Below are 21553 nucleotides of genomic sequence, written 5' to 3'. Positions count from 1 at the left end.
TTGCGTGTTACTGGTTAGGCAGGCATGAGCAAACATAATGACTATCTGAGATAGTCTGTTTGTTCATGTCTTTTTTTGTGCGCTTTTTGGTGGTTTTGATAAAATTTTAAATTTTTGAAGGGATGTTTTTATATGTTTAAAAAGCTATTTGGACAGCTACAGCGTATTGGTAAAGCATTAATGTTACCAGTCGCTATTTTACCCGCTGCCGGGCTATTATTAGCAATTGGTACTGCGATGCAAGGTGAATCGTTACAACACTACTTACCATTTATTCAAAATGGGGGGGTTCAAAGTGTCGCAGAAATGATGACCGGTGGCGGAGGTATTATATTTGATAATTTACCTATGATTTTTGCGATGGGTGTCGCAATTGGGTTAGCAAGTAGTGATGGAGTTGCAGCTATTGCAGCATTTGTAGGTTATCTTGTAATGAACAAAACAATGGGTGCATTTTTACATGTATCTCCTGATAATGTAAATGATGCAGCGAGTGGCTACGCAAGTGTGTTAGGTATCCCAACATTACAAACAGGTGTATTTGGCGGTATTATTATTGGTGCACTAGCAGCCTGGTGTTATAACAAATTCTATAATATTTCGTTACCGTCTTACTTAGGTTTCTTTGCAGGTAAACGTTTTGTACCTATTATGATGGCAACAACATCATTCATATTAGCGTTTCCAATGGCATGGATATGGCCGAGTATTCAAACAGGCTTAAATGCATTTAGTGAAGGTTTACTTGACTCGAATACTGGATTAGCCGTATTTCTCTTTGGATTTATTAAACGATTATTGATACCGTTTGGGTTACATCATATCTTCCACGCACCATTCTGGTTTGAATTTGGTGCATGGAAAAATGCAGCTGGAGAAATGATTCATGGGGATCAACGTATCTTCATTGAACAAATACGTGAAGGTAGTAAATTAACTGCAGGTAAATTTATGCAAGGTGAATTTCCAGTGATGATGTTTGGTCTCCCTGCAGCAGCTTTAGCCATTTATCATACAGCAAAACCTGAAAATAAAAAAGTCGTAGCTGGCTTAATGGGATCAGCTGCATTAACTTCTTTCTTAACAGGGATTACAGAACCATTAGAATTTTCATTTTTATTTGTAGCGCCAGTATTATTCTTTGTGCATGCAATATTGGATGGTTTATCATTCTTAATTTTATATTTATTAAATGTACATTTGGGATATACCTTCTCAGGAGGATTTATAGACTACGTCTTACTAGGTGTATTACCAAACAAGACACAATGGTGGTTAGTGATTCCTGTAGGTATTGTGTACGCCTTTATTTATTACTTTGTCTTCCGATTCTTAATTTTAAAATTCAAGTATAAAACACCGGGACGCGAAGATAAACAAGCACAATTTACAAATTCATCAGCAAGCGAACTTCCATTTAATGTATTGAAAGCAATGGGTGGAGAAGAAAATATTAAGCATTTAGATGCATGTATTACAAGATTACGTGTGGAAGTAAAAGAAAAAGATAAAGTTGATGTAGCAGGATTGAATGCATTAGGCGCATCAGGTGTGCTTGAAGTAGGAAACAATATGCAAGCCATTTTTGGTCCTAAATCAGATCAAATTAAACACGACATGTCCTTGATAATGAAAGGTGAAATTACAAAACCTCAAGAGACGACAGTTACGGAAGAAGAAAGTGAAGAAGTAGTTCATATCGAACGTGCGTCTGAAGTAAACATTTATGCGCCAGGAAATGGTCAAGTTATACCGTTGTCTGAAGTGCCAGACCAAGTCTTTGCGCAAAAAATGATGGGCGATGGTGTTGGGTTTATACCAGCTGACGGTAAAATTGTTGCGCCATTCGATGGTACAGTGAAAACCATTTTTCCGACAAAGCATGCCATTGGATTAGAATCAGATCAAGGTCTTGAATTATTAATACACATAGGCATAGATACGGTTAAGTTGAATGGGGAAGGTTTTGAAAGTTTTGTAGAAACAGATGATAGAGTCCATAAAGGACAAGTACTGATGCAAATTGATTTAGATTATATAACAGCCCATGCACCAAGTACGGTTACGCCATTAATTATTACTAATTTAGAGGATAGACAATTATCTGTAGAAGACGTCAAAGATGTAACAGCAGAACAATTAATCATTAAAGTGATAGATGACAAATAAATGTTGTAAACTAGGATGAAACACTTGAGTTCATCCATATAGTATAGGAGTAGAATTTTGAGATCTCATCATAGATTTCAAAGCTACTCCTATTTTATTTTGTCTAAAGTATTGAAATATTCTGAAAATATAAATATCATGAGAGATAACAAATAAATGATCGCAGGTGAACGTATGAATTATAGACCAGAAATGAATGTAATGCCCAATGTTTCGCTAATACCGCCAGAGTTAAATATGGCGGAAACTTTATATGATTTGATTAAAAGTAATTTTTCACATTTATCTCCATTTTTAGATTTTATTAAGGAAGATGTAACCGTTGAAGATGAAAAAGCATATTTGAAAATGATGATACAGCAGCATGCAGAAAATAAGGCTAGGTTATTTATGATTTACTACGAGGAAACGATGATTGGTACGATAGATTTACATCATATTGATCAAGCTAATTACAAAGCAGAGGTTGTATATTGGATAGCAGAAGGCTATACAGGGAAGCAAATTGTTACAAAATGCGTTAAACAGTTATGCCATTACGCTTTTGAAACATTATCACTGAATAAATTAACTATTATGGCGGATGTTAACAATATAGCGAGTTGTAAAGTAGCAGAAAAAGCGGGCTTTAAATTTGTTGCAACAGATTATGAAGATGTGTTTAATGGTGAACGCTTTAGAGATATGAATCGCTATGTACTGTTGAAAAGAGATTTTTAAGCGCAGGTAGAACTACTTCTTTTAAAATCAATGCATAATAATTACAGATGATTACTTAAGTAAAAATATATTATCGAAGCGGAACGAAAAGCATGAAAAATATTTTCCGGAAAATAAAGCGTTAGCGATTTGACACGTATGAAGGAGATTAAAGGATGTTACATAATAAATTAGATATTGCCAATTTAAATACACCAATTCAAAAATTAGATCAGTTAAGTGATGCATTAGGAAAAAATATTTATATTAAGAGAGATGATTACACTGGATCAGAAATATCAGGTAATAAGGTGCGTAAACTCGAGTATACAATGCAATATGTATTAGATCATGGATATGACACTATTATAACAACCGGAGCAATTACATCGAATCACGCACGTGCTACAGCTGCCTTGTGTGCTAAGTGTAATGTATCATGTCATCTTGTTCTAAGAGGAGAGATGGCAGAATATGAAGGGAATCTATTTTTAGATGCAATGTTAGGTGCGCATATACATATCATCGAACCAACAAGTTCTCGGGAAGATGCGATGGATAAGCTATATAAGACATTAGAAGGACAAGGGAAAACACCATTTTTAATTCCAGTGGGTGCTTCGGATTGGATAGGAACACATGGTTACGTTAATGCGTATAATGAAATCATAAAGCAACAGGATGAGCTGAAAGTACATTTTGATTTAATCAATGTTGCTGTTGGTTCTGGTGGTACGTATGCTGGTCTTTGGTATGGGCAAATGATTAACTGTGAAACTACGCAAATTATAGGTTATGCAGTAGACCAAAATGCACATGCATTCAAAAATAAAGTGATAGAGATAATAAAGCAATTAGATGAAACAATTCAATCATACGAGACAATTACGATAAACGATGCTTATATTGGACTGGGATATGGTAAAGCAACTGACGAAGAATTACAATTTTATATCGATATTGCACAAAAAGAAGGCATTATACTAGATCCAACATATACTGGAAAAGCTTTTAGAGGTTTAGTTCATGAAATAAAATCCGGTGCGTATGATAATCAAGACAACATTCTATTTATACATACGGGTGGACTACAAGGCTATACGCAAGAGAAACGTTTACGTTTGCAAACGATGTTGCATAAAATAGATCTTTCATTATTAAAGTAAATTTAACTTTTACAAAGAATAATCGCATTTTTAACAATAAACTCAAACAAATGCAATTTGCTAGTTATATACTTATAATATAGAGGATAGATAAATTAAAGGTTGTTTGAGGAGCGAATAGGATTATGACTGAAAGAAAATTAGTGGCTGAAAGAAACTTTGAAGTAAATGGATATGATATTGATGCGATGGGCATAGTAAGTAATATTGTATATATAAGATGGTTTGAAGATTTACGAACTGACTTTATTAATCAATATATGCCATATTCTGATATGATGAATCAACAAATATCGCCTATTCTAATGAATACAGAAGCAGAATACAAAACACCCATTACCATACATGATAAACCCGTAGGACGTTGTTATTTAGTAAAAGCAAGTAAACTACGTTGGGAATTTGAGTTTGAAATTGAATCAGAGGATGCAGTGCATTGTATAGGCAAACAAAGTGGGACATTTTTTGATTTACAAAAGAAAAAAGTAACGAGATTGCCGGAAGTATTTCAAACGATTTTAAGCTAATCATAATATGTGAAAAAGTGTAAATATGATATTACAGTGAGCAAAATAATTGATTGTCCAAAGCAATACAGTACATAATGATATTCAATTTATGTTGTAGAGGTGGTGTTCAAAATGCCAAAAACATTAACATCGATAGAAGCGTTTCATGAATTTATTGCAGAGCATAGGCTTGTAGTCATTCATATCATGAGAGATCATTGTAGCGTATGTCATGCTGTATTACCTCAAATTGCGGGTATAGTGAATGAGTTTCCTGATGTTCCATTAGGTGTGATTAATCAAAGTGAATTAGAGGAGATTGCAGGAGAATTATCTATCTTTACTGTGCCTGTAGATTTAATTTACTTTAATGGTAAAGAAATGCATCGTCAAGGTCGATTTATTGATATGCAACAATTTGAACATCAACTGACTTTGATGTATAAAAGCATGGTATAACAGAAAGATTTGTATTAACTATATATAAAAAATGTATACAACCATCACGTTGATATAACGAAGCATGAGTCTGGGACATAAATAGTTGTCTCAGACTCTTTTTCGTTTAGGCAGTAGATGACTGAATTGAAAATATTAAGTCTCACTTGTTCTTTTGCAAAAGCCTATGTATGCCACGTAAAAATGCTAGTGAGACTTATGCATGAGCTTTAGCTCAAGTAAACCTTTATCCTCGTCATCTTTGCTTTGATTGCATAGTTGGGGCTGCGAAATATCTATTAAAAAATTTGATTTCTGTCACACTTCCATGCTTTTATTTTTAATTAAAAAAGTTGTGTTAAATTGAAACAAGAAAAATCAGATAAATTATATCTCAATTATAAAAAGTAATGTATGATAAAGTTAATTTATAGCATTAAAGGGGATGTTTATGCGTATCGAAAGTATCTGTCCAAATGAAGCAGAAGCACTTTATAATTGTATGAAAAAGATAGATTAAAAAACGCAATATATGCTTTATTTGCCTGATGAAAGAAGTTTTGATAAAGATAAACTGAGTGAAGATATAAAAAGGAATTTTTACATAGGTGTTAAAACGGACGATAATCAAATATTAGGTTATTTATCTGTCCATATCAGTATGTTAGCTAAAGTTAGACAAATTGGATATATTGTGACTGGCTTAATCAATGACTTACATCAACAAGGCTTAGCGACGCAAATGTTTAATGAAACAATCAAATGGGCACAACGCAAAGGATTAAGGAGGCTAGAATTAACGGTGATTACTTCGAATAAACCAGCAGTTAACTTTTATGAAAAGTTAGGTTTTAAAATTGAGGGAATTAAGCATGAATCTGTTTTTATGGAAGAACATTATTTTGATGAATTATATATGGCAATGATGCTAAACCAAGATTAAAATTTAACGCTTAACAAATCTGAGCATGATGCATTAGAATTTTCTATAAACAGGAAATTGCGTATATACTTTATAATCTACTATAAAGATAGTACCTTTTATTTAAAATGATTGCTCAATTTGTTATAAAATATATGTATAAGAAAGTGCGAGGAGGATAATTAACGTGATTAGAAAAATAGCCACTATTGTTGGTATAGGTGTTGCCACATCATACGTATATGCAAAAGTTAAAGAAAAACGTAGCTACAAAAGTTTTTTAGAAGAAATCATTATTAGAGCAACAAAAATGAAAAGTTCATTTTTAAATGTGGAAAATGCGCAACAAGCATTAGAGAAGGTTAAAGATGAAACGAAAGCATTATATGAAGGTACGGATTATTATTTCAATCACAATGTCCAAACGACTACAGTTCAAGAGTCTACAGTATATATTGTGAATGACAACAAAGATAGACAACAACCAGTTGTCTTGTATATTCATGGTGGTGCTTGGTTCCAAAATCCATTAAAATATCACTTTGATTTTATAGATTCACTGGCTGGCGAACTAGGTGCTAAAGTAATCATGCCTATATATCCTAAAGTACCACATGCAACCTATAAAGAGACGTTCACATTGTTGGAAACATTATATACACAATTACTGAAACAAGTCGAAAATACTCATCAACTCACAATAATGGGTGACTCTGCAGGAGGCCAAATAGCCTTATCATTTGCACAATATATTAAAACGTTAAACTTAGCACAACCAAGTAACATCGTTTTAATATCTCCAGTGCTTGACGCAACATTTTCAAATCCGGAAGCAAAAATTTATGAAAAAATAGACCCAATGCTTGCAATCGACGGAAGTAAATATTTTATAAAATTATGGGCGAATGGCCTTGATTTGACAGACTGGCGCGTATCTCCTATATTTGGTGATATTGAAGGGCTGGGCCATATAACAATTTCAATAGGGACGAAAGAAACGTTATATCCAGACGCAGTGAAATTATCAAATATGTTGAATGCTCGAAATATTCAACATGATTTTATGCCAGGATATAATTTATTTCATATACATCCTATTTTCCCAATACCAGAAAAAGAACAATTTATCGCTAAGATCAACAAAATTATTAAACAACATTAAATATACATGATAGAGGTAGTGTCACTGACTTCATAATCTGTTGTCACCGAGGGAGCATTGTATGAGTATGAGTAAGAGATTGACAACTCAAGTTATGCTCTAGGTTCTAAGCAAGCATGCACCTTCAAAATCGTATGATTGCCTCAACTAAAGAGGACTCGTCCGTATATGATGGATGAGTCCTCTTTAGTATAAGATTGAGTAGTTGTGTTTTAATGTTTTACATTGATGTACAATACATATTTATCGTTCTTTATCCTTTTTTAAAGAAAGTGCTAATATCAGAATAATAATGAGCACGATACCTAATAGTTGAAATGGTAGGAAAACAACTTTTAACCAAAGTGCGCTCGCAACAATTGCCATTACAGGTTCTATTGTCCCAAAAAGTGTAGTTTCTTTGGCAGATAAATAATTTAAACTTTTAATAAAGAAGAAAAATGCCATTGCGGTACCTAAAATAATGCCAAAGGCTAAATACAAAATCACACTTATATCTATTTGAGATATAGTGAATTGCCAAATAGGTGCTTTGAAATTCATTAAGATACCAGAAATGAGCATTGCCCAACCAACGACGAGTATTGCTGGAAATTTGGATAATAGATTACTGGCATAAATAGTATAGAAGGCTAACGATAAACCAGAGATGATACCCCAAATCATACTCGAGCTTGAAACCATTAAACTGTCAAGGGAACCATTGGTTAATAATAAGAATGTTCCTGTGAGTGTTAATAATATTGCAATAACATCAAATAATTTAAAGGTTTCTTTTTTGCGTATGATAAACCACAAAATAATATAAACAGGTGCAATGTATTGTAATAAGGTAGCAATGGCAGCATTACCATAGTTAATTGATGCCATGTAAGCATATTGAACAAGTAGCATACCTAAAGTTGAAAATATAAGTAACTGTATTGTATTGGTTACATTACGAAATACTATAAATATGGACTGCCTAGGGTTAAGTATTTTAAATATTGTTAACAGTAGAAAGCCACTGATTAAGAGTCGTGCAGTAACGTACCAGTTAATGTCGATATTTTGCTGTTTAAATAAATAATCAGAAACTGTGCCACCTAAACCCCAAAAAGATGCGCCTAATATTGCCAATATAATGCCGAGAAAACGAGATTGTTGTTTCATTTTATCACCTACGATGTATTAATATATTAAAATATAACGCACTTAATATTGATATAATACAAATAAATGGTTTAAAATTATCAATATATTGAGGTGATAGGCTATGTATAAAGGGATAATTATTGAAGATAATGGAGAAGAGCGCATTCAATACCCTGATGAATATTGGTGACATATTGTGTTGAAAACAAGGTTAGATCAAGCGTTTATGGAACAGATACCCATACGCTGGCACAGTGCATTGCAATTTGTATTTGTATTACGTGGTAAATTGACTATTCGCATTAGTGACAAAAACATCGTGTTAAATACAGGTGATGGCATATTTATTAATTCGAATGTTGTGCACGAGATACAGGGGCTTGAACATATAAGTGAGTTTTATTGTTGGAATATTGAAATACCAAATATTTCGAGTTATATGGAGTATAAATATTTAAGTTATATATCACAACAAGCTGAAATTGTACCTTACATATTTATCTCACAAAAATTTGAGTCATCATGCATTACTAGCATGTATTGAAAGCGTTGGTACAATATATCAGAAACAAGAGGCATATTTTCAGCTGGATATCATGACCTATTTTTATAAGATAGTGAAATGGCTCATGCAATATATGAAACAACAACCTACGGAATTAACATACCATTTTGATTATAGAGTAAAGCAAATGATGTCTTATATACATAAACATTTTCAAGATAAAATCACTCTAGGACCTCTGAGTCAAAATATTTATTTAAGCGAAGCTGAAGCGATAAGATTATTTAAAAAATATGTAAAACAAACGCCATTTGAATATCTGTTGAGATACAGACTAGAACAAAGTAAATCTATCCTCGATAAAGATAGTTTATCTACTATTACAGAAATAGCTATGGCTTGTGGATTCTCAACTACGAGTTATTTTATAAAAGTATTTAAAGCACGCTACGGTATGACGCCAAAGCAATACCAAAAATATCATCATACAAATTAACCGCATCAAATATGCAAACAGAAAATATTTACATAAATAATATACGCGCTACAAAATAGACACTGATAAGTGAAAATTTGTAGCGCGTATATTGCTGTTACGACTTTTGCAGAAGTGTCGTTTTTATAAAGTGTATTATAAAAGTTGAGTAATTGGATTACTTGTTAATAAATTATTTCATGTTTTTTAAATAAGTAGGGAAAAATTCTGTATACAAATCTATAAATGTAAGATAAACATCTTTTTCAACATATTCATCAACTTGGTGTGCTTGATGTATTAATCCAGGTCCATACATAATGAATGAAAAGTCTTCATCTTTATCAACTAATAAATCGGATGCATCGGTTACGCCAGGTGATGCTTCAAGAGGTAAATCGGAATTTAAATATTTTTACCCAAATCATGCGCTAATGAAGCTAATTTATTTTCACCTGTCGTATATACAGGAGGTCTAGACATATAAGTGTCAATTTCTATATCTGTTTTATCGGTTTCAACTTGCTTTAAAATTTCATTAAAATAAGTGATGAATTGGTCATTATCATGTTCTGGAATCGTACGTATATTGAATTCAGATTCGGCATGCTCTGGAATTGAATTCACTTGATTACCACCATTGAAAATAGTCGCGTTCATTAGTACATCACCTAATAAATCGTTACGTTTATTGAAACTTTTAAAGCCTTCATCCGCTTTGTAAACAAATTTTACGAGTGGTGAAATGGCATTGAAACCAAGTTGTGGCATTGAACTATGTGATGCTTTACCTCTGGAAATAACACGGATATCCATCGAACCCTTATGTGCATAGATGATGCGGTCTTGTGAAGGTTCAGCGATGACAAGTGCTTCTACATCTGTCATGTAACCTTGTTCTTGGAAAGCTTTAGCCCCTTCGCCAACAATCTCTTCACCTGCAGTGGCGAGTAAACGGATTCTACCATATTCTAATAAACCTTGATCATGAATATCAATAAGGCTCAATACTAAAGCGGCTAAACCTGATTTCATATCTGCAGCACCACGACCGTGTAATTTGCCGTCAACTTCAGTTAATTTGAATGGATCATATGTCCATTTTTTAATATCGCCTTCTGACACAACATCCATATGTCCTGAAATACCTAAGACTGGTCCTGATTCACCAATTTCAGCAACTAGATTGGCACGCGTGTCATTGATTTTAACAATCTTAGCATCAATATTATGTTGCGATAGTAAGTCTTTTAAATACATACAAACTTCCATTTCATTGTCATTAACTGATTTAATCGCAACTAAATCTTCTAGAATTTGAACTTTTTCAGCTTCTGTAAATTTACTCATAATTAAAAACCCCTTTTCAATAAATAAACAATTTATGTGAGTTATTTTAATTATATCGAATATATTAAAGATGGCATCGCATAAATTCAGAAAGGGAAGGTATTTGCATTTGAATGTTCAACTTGAATATTGGATATCATGACGTATTAAATCAAAAAGGGCTTTCAATCATTGTTATATATAGAAATAAAAAAATCATACATGGTTTTTAGAAATTGAATTATCTAAAGACCATGTATGATGAGCGTCTTGTATAGAAGACAGTTTATTTGAAGTTGTATCGATACTAGATTGTGAATTTTTTGGAACACTATCTGAAGGAGATGCATTTGATTCTGATGATTTTAAAGTATTGTTAATATAGTCTACATTTTCAATATTTTTTGTGTTATCCGTATCTAGCACAGAACCTCTCATATCATTTCCTTGAAAACTACCAACTAGAATCATAATTAGATAGCTACAACAAATAATTACAACTACTGCAAGATAAATTGAAACTACTAATTTAACTGACTTACTCATAAACTGCCTCCTTATCATTTATTCGTATATGTCTTAATACATACAAGATAACATTTGATTTTTAATATCATGTAAAGTTGAAGTAAATATTATATTTTTGTTTTTTGAAAATTGTTTGAGATGAGTAAAAATATTTTTAAAAAATAATCAAAAAAATATTTGCTTTTAAAAAAATTAAAACATTGTTGTGATAGGATTTGTTGATTGAAAAAAATTCTTTTTTACATGTATTGTAAATGCGAATTTACATTTGATTAACACTTAGTTCAAAGTGTTTATATTAAATCAATAACTCCGTGTTAGGATGGCTTTATTGAATGGTGAAGAATATACATAGTCTCAAACATCGTATGTATAGTGTGGTTGACTCATGTGCTTTGCCTTTAAGCATTTATACATAAAATTTAATAGTCTGAAGTGAAAAGAGGGACAAAATTTGCTACTAATCATTATTTGTGTAGGTTTGATTCTATGGTTAGGAATTGTTGAGAAAAGACAGCATTCTGATAGATTAGAAAAAATTCCTATACGCATCAATATAAATGGTATTAGAGGTAAATCAACAATTACAAGATTGATTTATAGTATTTTACGCGAAGATCAATATCGTGTAATAGGCAAGACAACAGGTACAGACGCTCGTATGATGTATTGGTTTACACCGAGAGAGTATCCAGTTTATAGAAAGCCTCAAGGCGCTAATATTGGTGAACAACGCGACATTATAAAGAAGGTTGTTAAACAAAAGGCGAACGCGCTTGTAAATGAGTGTATGGCAGTGAATCCTGATTATCAGATAACCTTTCAAAAAGAATTGGTTAAAGCTAATATTGGCGTTATCGTTAATGTCATGGAAGATCACATGGATGTCTTAGGACCTACTTTAGACGAGGTAGCTGAAGCATTTACAGCGACAATTCCTTACAAAGGTCATCTTATTGTAATGAAGGATGATTACACCGACTTTTTTGCTAAAGTAGCCAAAAGACGTAAGACTAAATTAATTGTCGTTAATAAAGAAGAAGTGCCTGAATCATTCTTAAGGAAATTTGGGTATATCGTGTTTCCAGATAATGTTGCAATTGCAATGGGTGTGGCTGAAGCACTTGGCATCAACAGAGACGTTGCGTTACAAGGCATGTTAAATGCACCACCAGATGTCGGCGCAGTAGAAGTGAAATACTATAATGCGAATAATTCAACAAATGTTTATGTAAATGCATTTGCTGCCAATGAACCGCAGTCTACAAAATCAATTTTAAATAAGGTTGAAACGTATAATTACCCTTACAATAAAATTGTTCTTATATTAAATTGTCGTTCAGACAGAATTGATAGAACGAGACAGTTCTGTGAAGACTTTATTACGGATGTTGAATTCGATACATTGATATGTACAGGAAAGAGTACACAGATGGTAACGGACGTAATGAAAGGATTGCCCGAGAAGAAATATTTAAACTTTGAAGGTAAAGACATAAAAGAGGTTGAACGCGCAGTTTATAATGAATCTCAAAATGCCTTGATGTTCTGTGTAGGGAATATTCACGGACCAGGTAAACAAATAGCAGAGTATATAGAAGGGATCAAATAATATGATAGGTTCAGAGTTATATTTTTCATTATTTGTAGGCATCGTATTAAGTTTAATATTTGCCGAAAAATTTGGTATCAGTCCTGCTGGTTTAGTAGTACCAGGATATTTAGCTTTAATATTTGATCAGCCGATCATGTTATTATCCGTACTGATTATTAGTTGTATTACATACTTCATCGTTAACCATGGTATTAGTCGTATCGTTATTTTATATGGACGTAGAAAATTTGCGGCGATGATACTAACCGGTATGGTGTTGAAATTTGTTTTTGATTTAATTTATCCGTTAAGTCCATTTCAAATGGTAGAGATGTCAGGCATTGGTGTTGTAATACCGGGCATCATAGCTAATACGATTCAAAAACAAGGTGTCATAATTACTTTGTCAACTTGTATGTTACTCACATGTATTACATATGTCATCTTATTCTTTTACAGCTTTATCAACTAGTAAGGAGCTTGGATTATGAAGAATTCTAAAAAATTTTCAATGGAAGAACGCATACTAAAGTGGACGAAGCGGCATAAAAAAAGGAATTCAATATACACCGGTATTATCTTCGTTGTAGCATTGATACTTTTAGTATTTGCCATGACTTCACAAAAAATAGAACCAGTAAAAGCAATAGGAAAAGCACCAAATGAGATAAGTATGACATATCTAGGAAACATTGAATTAAATAATCATATCAGAAAGAACAATCTTAATGATGCTTTTGCATCCATTAAAGAAATCTTAAAGGGAAGTGATTATTCTACTGCGAGTTTAGAAATGACGAAGTTCTCAGATGACAGGAAAACGAATATATCCAAAAACTTGGAAAATGTATTGTTCTTAAAGGGACTCAATTTAAAAAGTTTGAATGTGATCAATCAAGTTACCGATAATATTACGGCGCGTGATTTTATGAAATCAGTAGAAGCTCAAACTGGATATAATTATCTAACTGGAAATGGTTCAAATCCGATAAATAGTAAGACGGTACAACAAACTATAAAGGGTAAAAAAATTGCCAATGTTTCATTTACAGATGTTGAGTCAAATTACACGGATACATTGAAAAATACAACATCAGTTAGTTTAGAACCCAGTATTTATATGCCATTAATTAAAAAATTAAAAGAGAATAACGATTATGTCGTCGTGAATGTTGATTGGGGGATTACCGATGAACGTTCAGTGACGACTAGACAACGAGAGTATGCACATTCATTATCTAAAGCTGGTGCTGATGTGATTATTGGCCATAATTCGGTTGTTCAAGAAATTGAAAAATATAAAAATACAGATATTTTTTACAGCTTAGGCAATACGACATCCGAAGATTTCTTATCAAAAAATAAACAAGGTCTAGCAGTTCAGCAAACTTGGAATGGTAAACAATCTAAATTTATGATTACACCAATTAAATCGCAAGGTGGTAAAGTGACGAAGTCATCACCAAATGTAGTAGAAGAGAGAAAGTTATTGAACAATATAGAAGGTAAAAACTTGGATCTTAAAAAAGAGAATGGAGGCTACGTTTATGAACATTAAACAACATTGGGTAAGTATTACAATCATTTCAATCGTATTGGTTATTTTTCTTTTAATTGTATTTGCTAGAGCGAATGAAGGCTTAGATCAATATGAAAAAAATGAACTGGAGACTTCTCATCACCAATATTTGTCTAAAGGAGCTTAAGTATGAGTATTTACAATAAGAAATCGCTCATCGTAATATTACTCCTAACAATCATTATTTCGTTTATCTTTTTTATGATTACAAAAAAAGATAATTACGATAAAGATGATTTATATGAGAATAAAATAGCTGATCATAACCAAGATAAGTCAGATAAAAATTACGGTGTCGCTTCAAATAACCCAATTGCTACGCGCGTTGGTGAAAAAATATTAAAAGATGGTGGTAACGCCGTAGATGCATCCATGGGTGTTTCTTATGCTTTAGCTATAACAGAACCGCATTCATCCGGTTTAGGTGGTGGAGGTGCAATGTTATCTTATGATGGTCAAGAGAACGTTGCACCAAAACAATGGCAATATAAAGATATTTCGTCATTTAACTTTAAACAAAAGGATGAAATCGGTACACCTGGTTTTGTTCGAGGCATACATGATGCACATAAAGAAGCAGGGAAAATGGATGAAAAGAAAATCCTGAATTACGTTATTCCTTTAGCTGAAGATGGTTTTGAAGTAGATTCAGAACTCGAGCGAAGTCTAAAATTATACGGTTCAGACATCGATAGAAATTCACCGTTTTTTGATGGAAAACAAACGAAAAGAGAAGGCGATGTTGTTAAACAACCAGCTCTAGCTTCTACTATCAAAGGGATTAGAGACAAAGGATCAGATTATTTCTATGATAAAATTGGTGAAAGTGTTTCTAAACAAGTAGATGATGAAATTAATGAGAAAGATTTTGAAAGTTATAAAACAGAGAAGAAAGAACCTGTAGGTACAGATTATTTGAATAATAAAGTTTACTCTGCGTCTAACCCACTTGGTGGTACATTAATGCTTCAAGGATTGGAAATAGATGAAGCTACTGATAACCAAGCAGCACCAGATAATCGTCTAGATTACATAACAGGTATCTTAAAATCTAGAGCATTGATGTATAGAAATAGAGATATTATCAATGGACAAGATGAAGATTATGATGAATATTTATCACAAGATTATTTACTCGGTAGACTAAACGAGGTTAACTTTAATAGTAACTTTAATACGAATAATGTTGATAATACGAGCACAACGCATTTTGTTGTCATAGATAAAGATGGAAAATTAACAAGTACTACCAATACACTCGCGAGTTTCTTTGGATCTGGTAAATTCATGAAAGAGGGATTCTATATGAATAACTCTTTAAGTAACTTCTCATCGAATCCAGCCAGTCCTAACTATGGTGGTAAACACAAAGAACCGAGATCATTTACTGCACCAAGTATTGTTGTAGGCCCTGATTATTATATGGGTATAGGAACACCGGGTGGTAATAAAATACCAACAACACTGAATGAAGTACTGGTAGATTATTTAAGAGGCGATGGCACGTTACAAGAGTCTATAGATAAACCACGCTTTTACAACGATGGGGGAAAAATATTCTATGAAAATGCAACTAGTAAACAAGATGTAGATATATTCAAAAGTTTAGGATTCGAAATTGAAGAAAAACGCAATGATCCAAACTTTGGTAGTGTCCAAGCTGCACTTTACAATAAAAATGATAAAACAGTAGAAATAGGACAAGATGTTGGTAATAGATAATCCATATATCTTCATACAAAGGGGTATGAAACGTAATATATAATTCAAAACAAGGAAGCGGGACAGAAATCAAATTTTCCAATTGCGATTTCGTAGTCCCATCCTTATTCAACGCAATCATCTACTTCACAAATGAACAAGAGTCTGAGACATCTATTTATGTCCCAGACTCTTGTTTTTTTTAATTATACTGTAGTTTTAAAATCTAACTTTTGTTGTTTATTTAAATTCAAGAAGGTTGTCATAGTTTACTCATTTATTACCAACCCTGACCTGCAGTGTCGTAGTTATCTAGTTTACCCGATTCAAAATCTGATATCGCTGCTTCCAAAACGTTAAGCGCAGTGTCCAGTTGCTCATAGGTAATGACAAGTGGTGGTTGAAAGCGTAGTACATTGCCTGCTACTGCAATAATGACAACACCATTATCAAAGCAACGGTTACAAATTTTTAGTGCTGCTTCTGATGCGCGTGTTTTATTAATTTTATCAGAAACGATATCAATACCAATGGATAATCCTTTTCCTCTAACGTTACCCACAGTATTGAATTGTTCTGTCCAAGCATCAATACGTTTGCGCACATAATTACCTTTATCTGTACTTGCTTGTAATAAATTCTGGTCTTCAATCATGGCGATGGTTGCTAATGCTGCTTCACAACTCACTGGATTAGCCCCCGTGGTAAAGAGATGTGCAGGTGCTTCTAAATAATCCATGATTTCTGAACGCCCTACGATTGCAGACATTGGTAAACCGCCTGCTAATGATTTACCGAATGTAATCAAATCAGGTTCAATATTGTAATGTGAGACAGAACTCCAGCTACCTGTGCGTCCTAATCCTTGTTGAATATCGTCAACAGCAAGTAAGATACCGTGTTCTTTACATAAGTCTTGTAAGGCTTCGAAATAGCCATCTACTGGTTCGAGCAAACCACCATCTCCTTGTATTGTTTCAATCATGATGCAGGCCACTTCTTCTGCAGGTACATATTTTTCAAACATTTCTTTAAGTGGTGCTAGATATTCGGAAACGGTATTGGGCTGGTTGCTGCCAAACATGCCACGATAATTGTCTGGAAAAGGAATATGATAAAAACCAGGCAACATTGGACCATAATGTTTACGCATATTTAAGCTAATAGCAGACATTGAAAGTGAACCATAGGTTGAACCATGGTATGCATTTACAAAGCTGATGATATAAGGTCTGCCGGTGTAAGCACGTGCTAATTTGATAATACCATCATTGGCATCTGATCCAGATAGTCCAAATAAGACACGTTTTTCATATTGGCCGGGTGAAATTTCACATAATTTTTTTGCTAATTTAACTAAGGGTTCATGATACATGTAAGCAGGGGTATAGTGAATGAACTGGTCTACTTGTGCCTTAATTGCTTCAGTAACTTGTTCAGGTGCATGTCCAACATTCTGTGAACTTGCACTTGATAATAAATCAATATATGTATTGCCCTCAACATCAACAAGTGTCGCACCATATCCATGAGAAATTGCTAAAGGATAATATTTGATGCGTCCTGGTTTTGCGAAGTATTGACTGTCCTCATTTATAAGTTGCTCTGATTTGTTCATAATTTGTGCCTCCCAATGATTGAAAATAAGATAGTGCGCATGATTGATGCAGATTTGGATTGAAAATAGTGATTGGCACTCTATTAATTGCTAGTGTATTTCTAAATAGAAATGATTACTATACGCCACAGTGCATGCATTATGACATCTCCCAAATAATCGTTGATACGTATGAATATACTAAGAAAATTTAGAATTGTAAATATATTCTGAAAAATTAAAATTGAATAACGCTCATTATGTGTAATTTGACACAAATATTCTGTGGATGAAATTAATCCTGAAAATATTGTATCTAATAAATAGCATTGATTTGAGAAATGGTTGGACACTGTGAAAAATGTAATAAGTAGAAAAAGTGAGGGATAATTGGTAATATTGTTCTTATAAAATAATATTTTTATCTATAACAAAATTCAGGAAATATATATAGCGTTAATTAAACATGAAAATAAATAGTAACGAAGTTGAACAACAGTATGAGTTAGAACTTTAATGGAGGAATGTATATGATTTATGCAGGTATATTAGCGGGTGGCATTGGTTCAAGAATGGGCAATGTACCACTACCAAAACAATTTTTAGATTTAGATGGAAAACCTATCTTAGTACATACGGTTGAGAAGTTTTTATTGACAAGTGAATTCGATAAGATATTTATCGCGACACCTCAAAAATGGATTTCTCACACAAAGGATACATTACGTAAGCATCACATTACAGATGACAGAGTTGAAGTTGTTCAAGGTGGTTCTGATCGTAATGAAACAATTATGAATATTATTAGTGCAGCAGAAAAAGAAAATGGTATTTCTGATGATGATGTTATTATAACGCATGATGCGGTACGACCATTTTTAACACGCAGAATAATTAAAGAAAATATTGAAAGTGTTCTGAAATATGGCGCAGTAGATACTGTTATTACAGCAACTGATACGATTATCACATCGGCAGATGGTGATTCAATTCAATCGATACCGGTGAGAAGTGAGATGTATCAAGGACAAACGCCGCAATCTTTCAATGTAAATCTATTGAGAAATAGCTACAATGATTTATCTGATGAAGATAAACAAATCATGACAGATGCATGTAAGATTTTAGTTGTAGCAGGTAAACAAGTGAAATTGGTAATGGGAGAATTATATAACATTAAAATAACGACACCTTATGATCTTAAAGTGGCAAACTCAATCATAAAAGGTGGGATGTTGAGTGATTAATCAAGTTTATCAACTCGTTGCGCCAAGACAATTTGAAGTAACCTATAATAATGAAGATATTAAAAGTAACAAAGTGATTGTCAGACCGTTGTATTTGTCTATCTGTGCTGCTGATCAAAGATATTATACAGGTAGTAGAAATGAAAAAGTTTTGAAAAAGAAATTACCTATGTCCTTAATTCATGAAGGTGTTGGCGAAGTCGTCTATGACAGTAAAGGTGAATATGAAATTGGTACAAGGGTCATTATGGTTCCTAATACACCAGTTGAAAAAGATGATGTTATAGCAGAAAACTATTTACCTAGTAGTAAATTTAGATCTAGTGGCTTCGATGGATTTATGCAAGATTACGTTTTTATGGATCACGATCGCGTCGTTGAAATAGACGGCAGTATTGAAGATTTAAGTACGATTGCTTATTCAGAGTTAGTGAGTGTAAGTTGGCACGCATTACAAAGATTTGAACGTAAATCAATTTCCAATAAAAATAGTTTTGGTGTATGGGGAGATGGGAATTTAGGTTATATTACAGCTATTTTGTTAAGTAAATTGTATCCTCAAGCTAAAATTTATGTGTTTGGTAAAACAGATTATAAATTAAGTCATTTTTCGTTTGTGGAGCACATCTATCATATTGACGAAGTACCTGCAGATGTCACGTTTGATCATGCTTTTGAGTGCGTGGGTGGCAAAGGTAGCCAATCCGCAGTTAACCAGATTATTGACTTAGTATCACCTGAAGGAACGATTAGTTTACTTGGTGTCAGTGAATATCCAATTGAAGTCAATACACGTTTAGTACTTGAAAAAGGTTTGACGATGTTTGGTAGTAGTAGAAGTGGCGCACAAGACTTTAGAGAAATTGCTGAATTTTATAAAAATAATCCAGATGTTGTAGAAAAATTAGCGCTCCTTAAAGGTAATGAGTTTGATGTCAAAACAATCAACGATGCGGTCAATGCATTTGAAACAGATTTATCCACTTCATGGGGTAAAACGGTTATCAAATGGACAATGTAAATTTGTAAGGCATTTTCGCTTTTTTAATTAGTAATAAAAACCTATCAACTTGAATGAAGAGAGGATTTTTTAAAATTGAGTAAATTTAAAATAATAATTGATAATATATATTGGGAAAGAATTCAATTATTTATTGAAGGTCATGTTGAAGATATAAAGCTTAATAAGAAAAACTTTGTATTGAGAAATTTGACTGAAACCAAAGAACTAAAAGCAAACGATGTGAAAGTAGAAGGCAACCAATTTAAGGCACGTTTTAATGTTGCCATATTAGATGACGGTAATTATCTACCATCAGGTGAGTACTTAATTGTTTATAAAGGCGATTTTGATTATATTGCCAATATAAATGAAACATTGTTAGATCCCAATAATTATGAATTAGAAGAAACAGCACTCGAACAATATAGCGATGAAATGACTCAAAATGGCAAAAATAATTTATTATTAGACCACTTTACATTTACCTTTAAAAAGGGAGGTAAATCATCTAAAACAGAATATACTGTAAAGCCTATGATTTCGAGTGAAGTGAACGAATTTGTATTGAATATTATATTTAAAGCACCTATGCCTAAAATGAATCCAGTTAAGAAAAGGATTACAGACCTTAAACTAAAATATAATAAATATTCATTTAATGTCCGTAACTTCATCTTTCAGTCTATTTTCAAGATTACTAAATTTTTCCATCTGAAAAAGGGGAATACAGTACTTTTCACTTCTGATTCTAGAGCGGAAATGTCAGGTAATTTTGAGTATGTTTACAATGAAATGTTACGTCAAAATTTAGATGAAAAATATAAAATACATGCATTGTTTAAATCTAATATATCTGTACGACGTAATTTTATTGATAAATTTAAATTTCCGTATTTATTAGGTAAAGCAGACTACATATTTGTAGATGATTTCCATCCATTACTTTATACTGTGAAATTTAGAAAGAGTCAGGAAATTATTCAAGTATGGCATGCAGTAGGCGCATTTAAAACAGTAGGCTATAGCCGTACTGGTAAAAAAGGGGGACCATTTTTTAACTCAGTAAACCATAGGAATTACACCAAAGCATTTGTATCATCAGAAACGGATATTCCATTTTATGGTGAGGCGTTTGGTATAAAAGAACAAAATATTATTCCAACTGGCGTACCAAGAACGGATATATTATTTGATCAAGACTATGAAAAAGCCATTGTTGCAGATATGGAAGAAGCACTTCCAATTGTTAAAGGAAAGCAAGTGATATTATTTGCACCGACATTTAGAGGGAGTGGCCATCATACTGCGCATTATCCGTTTTTCAAAATTGATTTTGCAAGATTTGCACGTTATTGCCGTGAGAATAATGCAATTGTGCTATTCAAGATGCATCCGTTTGTTAAAAATAAATTGAATATTCCTAGAGAATATCAAGAATACTTTGTAGATGTATCTGATTTTAGAGAAGTGAATGATATTTTGTTTATTACGGATATCTTAATTAGTGATTATTCATCACTTGTATATGAATTTGCTGTATTTAAACGACCAATGTTATTTTATGCATTTGATTTAGAAGATTACATCACATCACGTGATTTTTATGAACCATATGAAACATTTGTACCTGGTAAAATCGTTGAATCGTTTAACGATTTAATTGTAGCATTGGATCAAAAAGATTTTGACGTTGAAAAAGTTGAGCCATTTTTAGATAAACATTTTAAATATCAAGATGGACGTTCAAGTGAACGTTTAGTAAGAAATGTTTTTGGCAGCTAAATTAAGTGAATAGA

20 protein-coding genes and 1 pseudogene are annotated in these 21553 nt (G+C 32.8%); 17 read left to right on the top strand and 4 right to left on the bottom strand.

What is annotated here, in order from left to right:
- Window positions 1-132 precede the first annotated feature (132 nt).
- The 7 genes from ptsG (at window position 133) to ACM595_RS07850 (ending at window position 7065) form a co-directional block, all read left to right on the top strand.
- On the top strand, window positions 133-2169 hold the full coding sequence (ptsG, locus tag ACM595_RS07880) for a glucose-specific PTS transporter subunit IIBC (protein WP_419744252.1): 2037 nt from the start codon (window positions 133-135) through the stop codon (window positions 2167-2169).
- Between the two features lie 156 nt (window positions 2170-2325).
- Window positions 2326-2889: a GNAT family N-acetyltransferase gene (locus ACM595_RS07875; protein ID WP_256113319.1), complete on the top strand. Its 564-nt coding sequence runs from the start codon at window positions 2326-2328 to the stop codon at window positions 2887-2889.
- 155 nt (window positions 2890-3044) lie between these two features.
- On the top strand, window positions 3045-4034 hold the full coding sequence (locus tag ACM595_RS07870) for a D-cysteine desulfhydrase family protein (RefSeq protein ID WP_419744251.1): 990 nt from the start codon (window positions 3045-3047) through the stop codon (window positions 4032-4034).
- A 122-nt stretch (window positions 4035-4156) separates the two neighbouring features.
- The gene (locus ACM595_RS07865; RefSeq protein ID WP_172439370.1) at window positions 4157-4561 is read left to right on the top strand and encodes an acyl-CoA thioesterase; all 405 of its coding nucleotides are present in this window, start codon (window positions 4157-4159) and stop codon (window positions 4559-4561) included.
- Window positions 4562-4675: 114 nt separating this feature from the next.
- On the top strand, window positions 4676-5002 hold the full coding sequence (locus ACM595_RS07860) for a thioredoxin family protein (RefSeq protein ID WP_011302318.1): 327 nt from the start codon (window positions 4676-4678) through the stop codon (window positions 5000-5002).
- A gap of 520 nt (window positions 5003-5522) precedes the next feature.
- The gene (locus tag ACM595_RS07855) at window positions 5523-5924 is read left to right on the top strand and encodes a GNAT family N-acetyltransferase (RefSeq protein ID WP_228481097.1); all 402 of its coding nucleotides are present in this window, start codon (window positions 5523-5525) and stop codon (window positions 5922-5924) included.
- A gap of 166 nt (window positions 5925-6090) precedes the next feature.
- The gene (locus ACM595_RS07850; protein WP_002482301.1) at window positions 6091-7065 is read left to right on the top strand and encodes an alpha/beta hydrolase fold domain-containing protein; all 975 of its coding nucleotides are present in this window, start codon (window positions 6091-6093) and stop codon (window positions 7063-7065) included.
- Window positions 7066-7308: 243 nt separating this feature from the next.
- On the opposite strand, the gene ACM595_RS07845 is transcribed toward ACM595_RS07850, so the two are convergent.
- Window positions 7309-8217, bottom strand: a complete 909-nt coding sequence (locus ACM595_RS07845; protein WP_313637773.1) for a DMT family transporter — start codon at window positions 8215-8217, stop codon at window positions 7309-7311.
- A 208-nt stretch (window positions 8218-8425) separates the two neighbouring features.
- On the opposite strand from ACM595_RS07845, the gene ACM595_RS07840 reads away from it, so the two are divergent.
- The gene (locus ACM595_RS07840) at window positions 8426-8743 is read left to right on the top strand and encodes a cupin domain-containing protein (protein WP_228481116.1); all 318 of its coding nucleotides are present in this window, start codon (window positions 8426-8428) and stop codon (window positions 8741-8743) included.
- Window positions 8744-8837: 94 nt separating this feature from the next.
- The gene (locus tag ACM595_RS07835) at window positions 8838-9200 is read left to right on the top strand and encodes a helix-turn-helix transcriptional regulator (RefSeq protein WP_419744250.1); all 363 of its coding nucleotides are present in this window, start codon (window positions 8838-8840) and stop codon (window positions 9198-9200) included.
- Window positions 9201-9372: 172 nt separating this feature from the next.
- On the opposite strand, the pseudogene ACM595_RS07830 reads toward ACM595_RS07835, so the two are convergent.
- Window positions 9373-10529: pseudogene (locus tag ACM595_RS07830) on the bottom strand (ArgE/DapE family deacylase).
- A 195-nt stretch (window positions 10530-10724) separates the two neighbouring features.
- On the bottom strand, window positions 10725-11054 hold the full coding sequence (locus ACM595_RS07825) for a hypothetical protein (protein WP_041079344.1): 330 nt from the start codon (window positions 11052-11054) through the stop codon (window positions 10725-10727).
- A 436-nt stretch (window positions 11055-11490) separates the two neighbouring features.
- Here ACM595_RS07825 and pgsB point away from each other — a divergent pair, with 436 nt between their 5' ends.
- The 5 genes from pgsB to ACM595_RS07800 are packed head-to-tail and all read left to right on the top strand — an operon-like array spanning window position 11491 to window position 15931.
- Entirely contained in the window at window positions 11491-12648 is a 1158-nt protein-coding gene (pgsB, locus tag ACM595_RS07820; RefSeq protein WP_037537645.1) for a poly-gamma-glutamate synthase PgsB, read from the top strand.
- Between the two features lies 1 nt (window position 12649).
- On the top strand, window positions 12650-13102 hold the full coding sequence (pgsC, locus tag ACM595_RS07815; RefSeq protein WP_002482307.1) for a poly-gamma-glutamate biosynthesis protein PgsC: 453 nt from the start codon (window positions 12650-12652) through the stop codon (window positions 13100-13102).
- A gap of 15 nt (window positions 13103-13117) precedes the next feature.
- A complete protein-coding gene (locus tag ACM595_RS07810) occupies window positions 13118-14188 on the top strand; it encodes a CapA family protein (RefSeq protein WP_002482308.1) in 1071 nt (356 codons plus the stop codon).
- On the top strand, window positions 14178-14336 hold the full coding sequence (locus tag ACM595_RS07805; protein ID WP_100217371.1) for a hypothetical protein: 159 nt from the start codon (window positions 14178-14180) through the stop codon (window positions 14334-14336). Before ACM595_RS07810 ends, ACM595_RS07805 begins: the two co-directional genes overlap by 11 nt.
- 2 nt (window positions 14337-14338) lie before the next feature.
- Complete coding sequence (locus tag ACM595_RS07800; RefSeq protein WP_419744249.1) at window positions 14339-15931, top strand: gamma-glutamyltransferase; 1593 nt, start codon at window positions 14339-14341, stop codon at window positions 15929-15931.
- Between the two features lie 259 nt (window positions 15932-16190).
- Here the strand turns inward: ACM595_RS07800 and ACM595_RS07795 are convergent, their stop codons facing one another.
- Window positions 16191-17528: an aspartate aminotransferase family protein gene (locus ACM595_RS07795; RefSeq protein WP_041079340.1), complete on the bottom strand. Its 1338-nt coding sequence runs from the start codon at window positions 17526-17528 to the stop codon at window positions 16191-16193.
- A gap of 509 nt (window positions 17529-18037) precedes the next feature.
- On the opposite strand from ACM595_RS07795, the gene ACM595_RS07790 reads away from it, so the two are divergent.
- From ACM595_RS07790 to tarL, 3 genes are all read left to right on the top strand, one after another.
- Window positions 18038-18754 carry a D-ribitol-5-phosphate cytidylyltransferase gene (locus ACM595_RS07790; protein ID WP_419744248.1) on the top strand — a complete coding sequence of 239 codons (717 nt, stop codon included), beginning with the start codon at window positions 18038-18040 and terminating at the stop codon, window positions 18752-18754.
- Entirely contained in the window at window positions 18747-19775 is a 1029-nt protein-coding gene (locus ACM595_RS07785) for an alcohol dehydrogenase catalytic domain-containing protein (protein ID WP_419744247.1), read from the top strand. Before ACM595_RS07790 ends, ACM595_RS07785 begins: the two co-directional genes overlap by 8 nt.
- A 75-nt stretch (window positions 19776-19850) precedes the next feature.
- A complete protein-coding gene (gene tarL / locus ACM595_RS07780) occupies window positions 19851-21539 on the top strand; it encodes a teichoic acid ribitol-phosphate polymerase TarL (protein ID WP_419744246.1) in 1689 nt (562 codons plus the stop codon).
- Window positions 21540-21553: the final 14 nt, after the last annotated feature.

Source organism: Staphylococcus sp. LKG3-1 (assembly GCF_048568385.1).
In the GTDB taxonomy this organism is placed as follows: domain Bacteria; phylum Bacillota; class Bacilli; order Staphylococcales; family Staphylococcaceae; genus Staphylococcus; species Staphylococcus saprophyticus.
The sequence above is the reverse complement of the archived record's forward strand: the minus strand, read 5'-3'. Positions and strand labels throughout refer to the sequence as shown.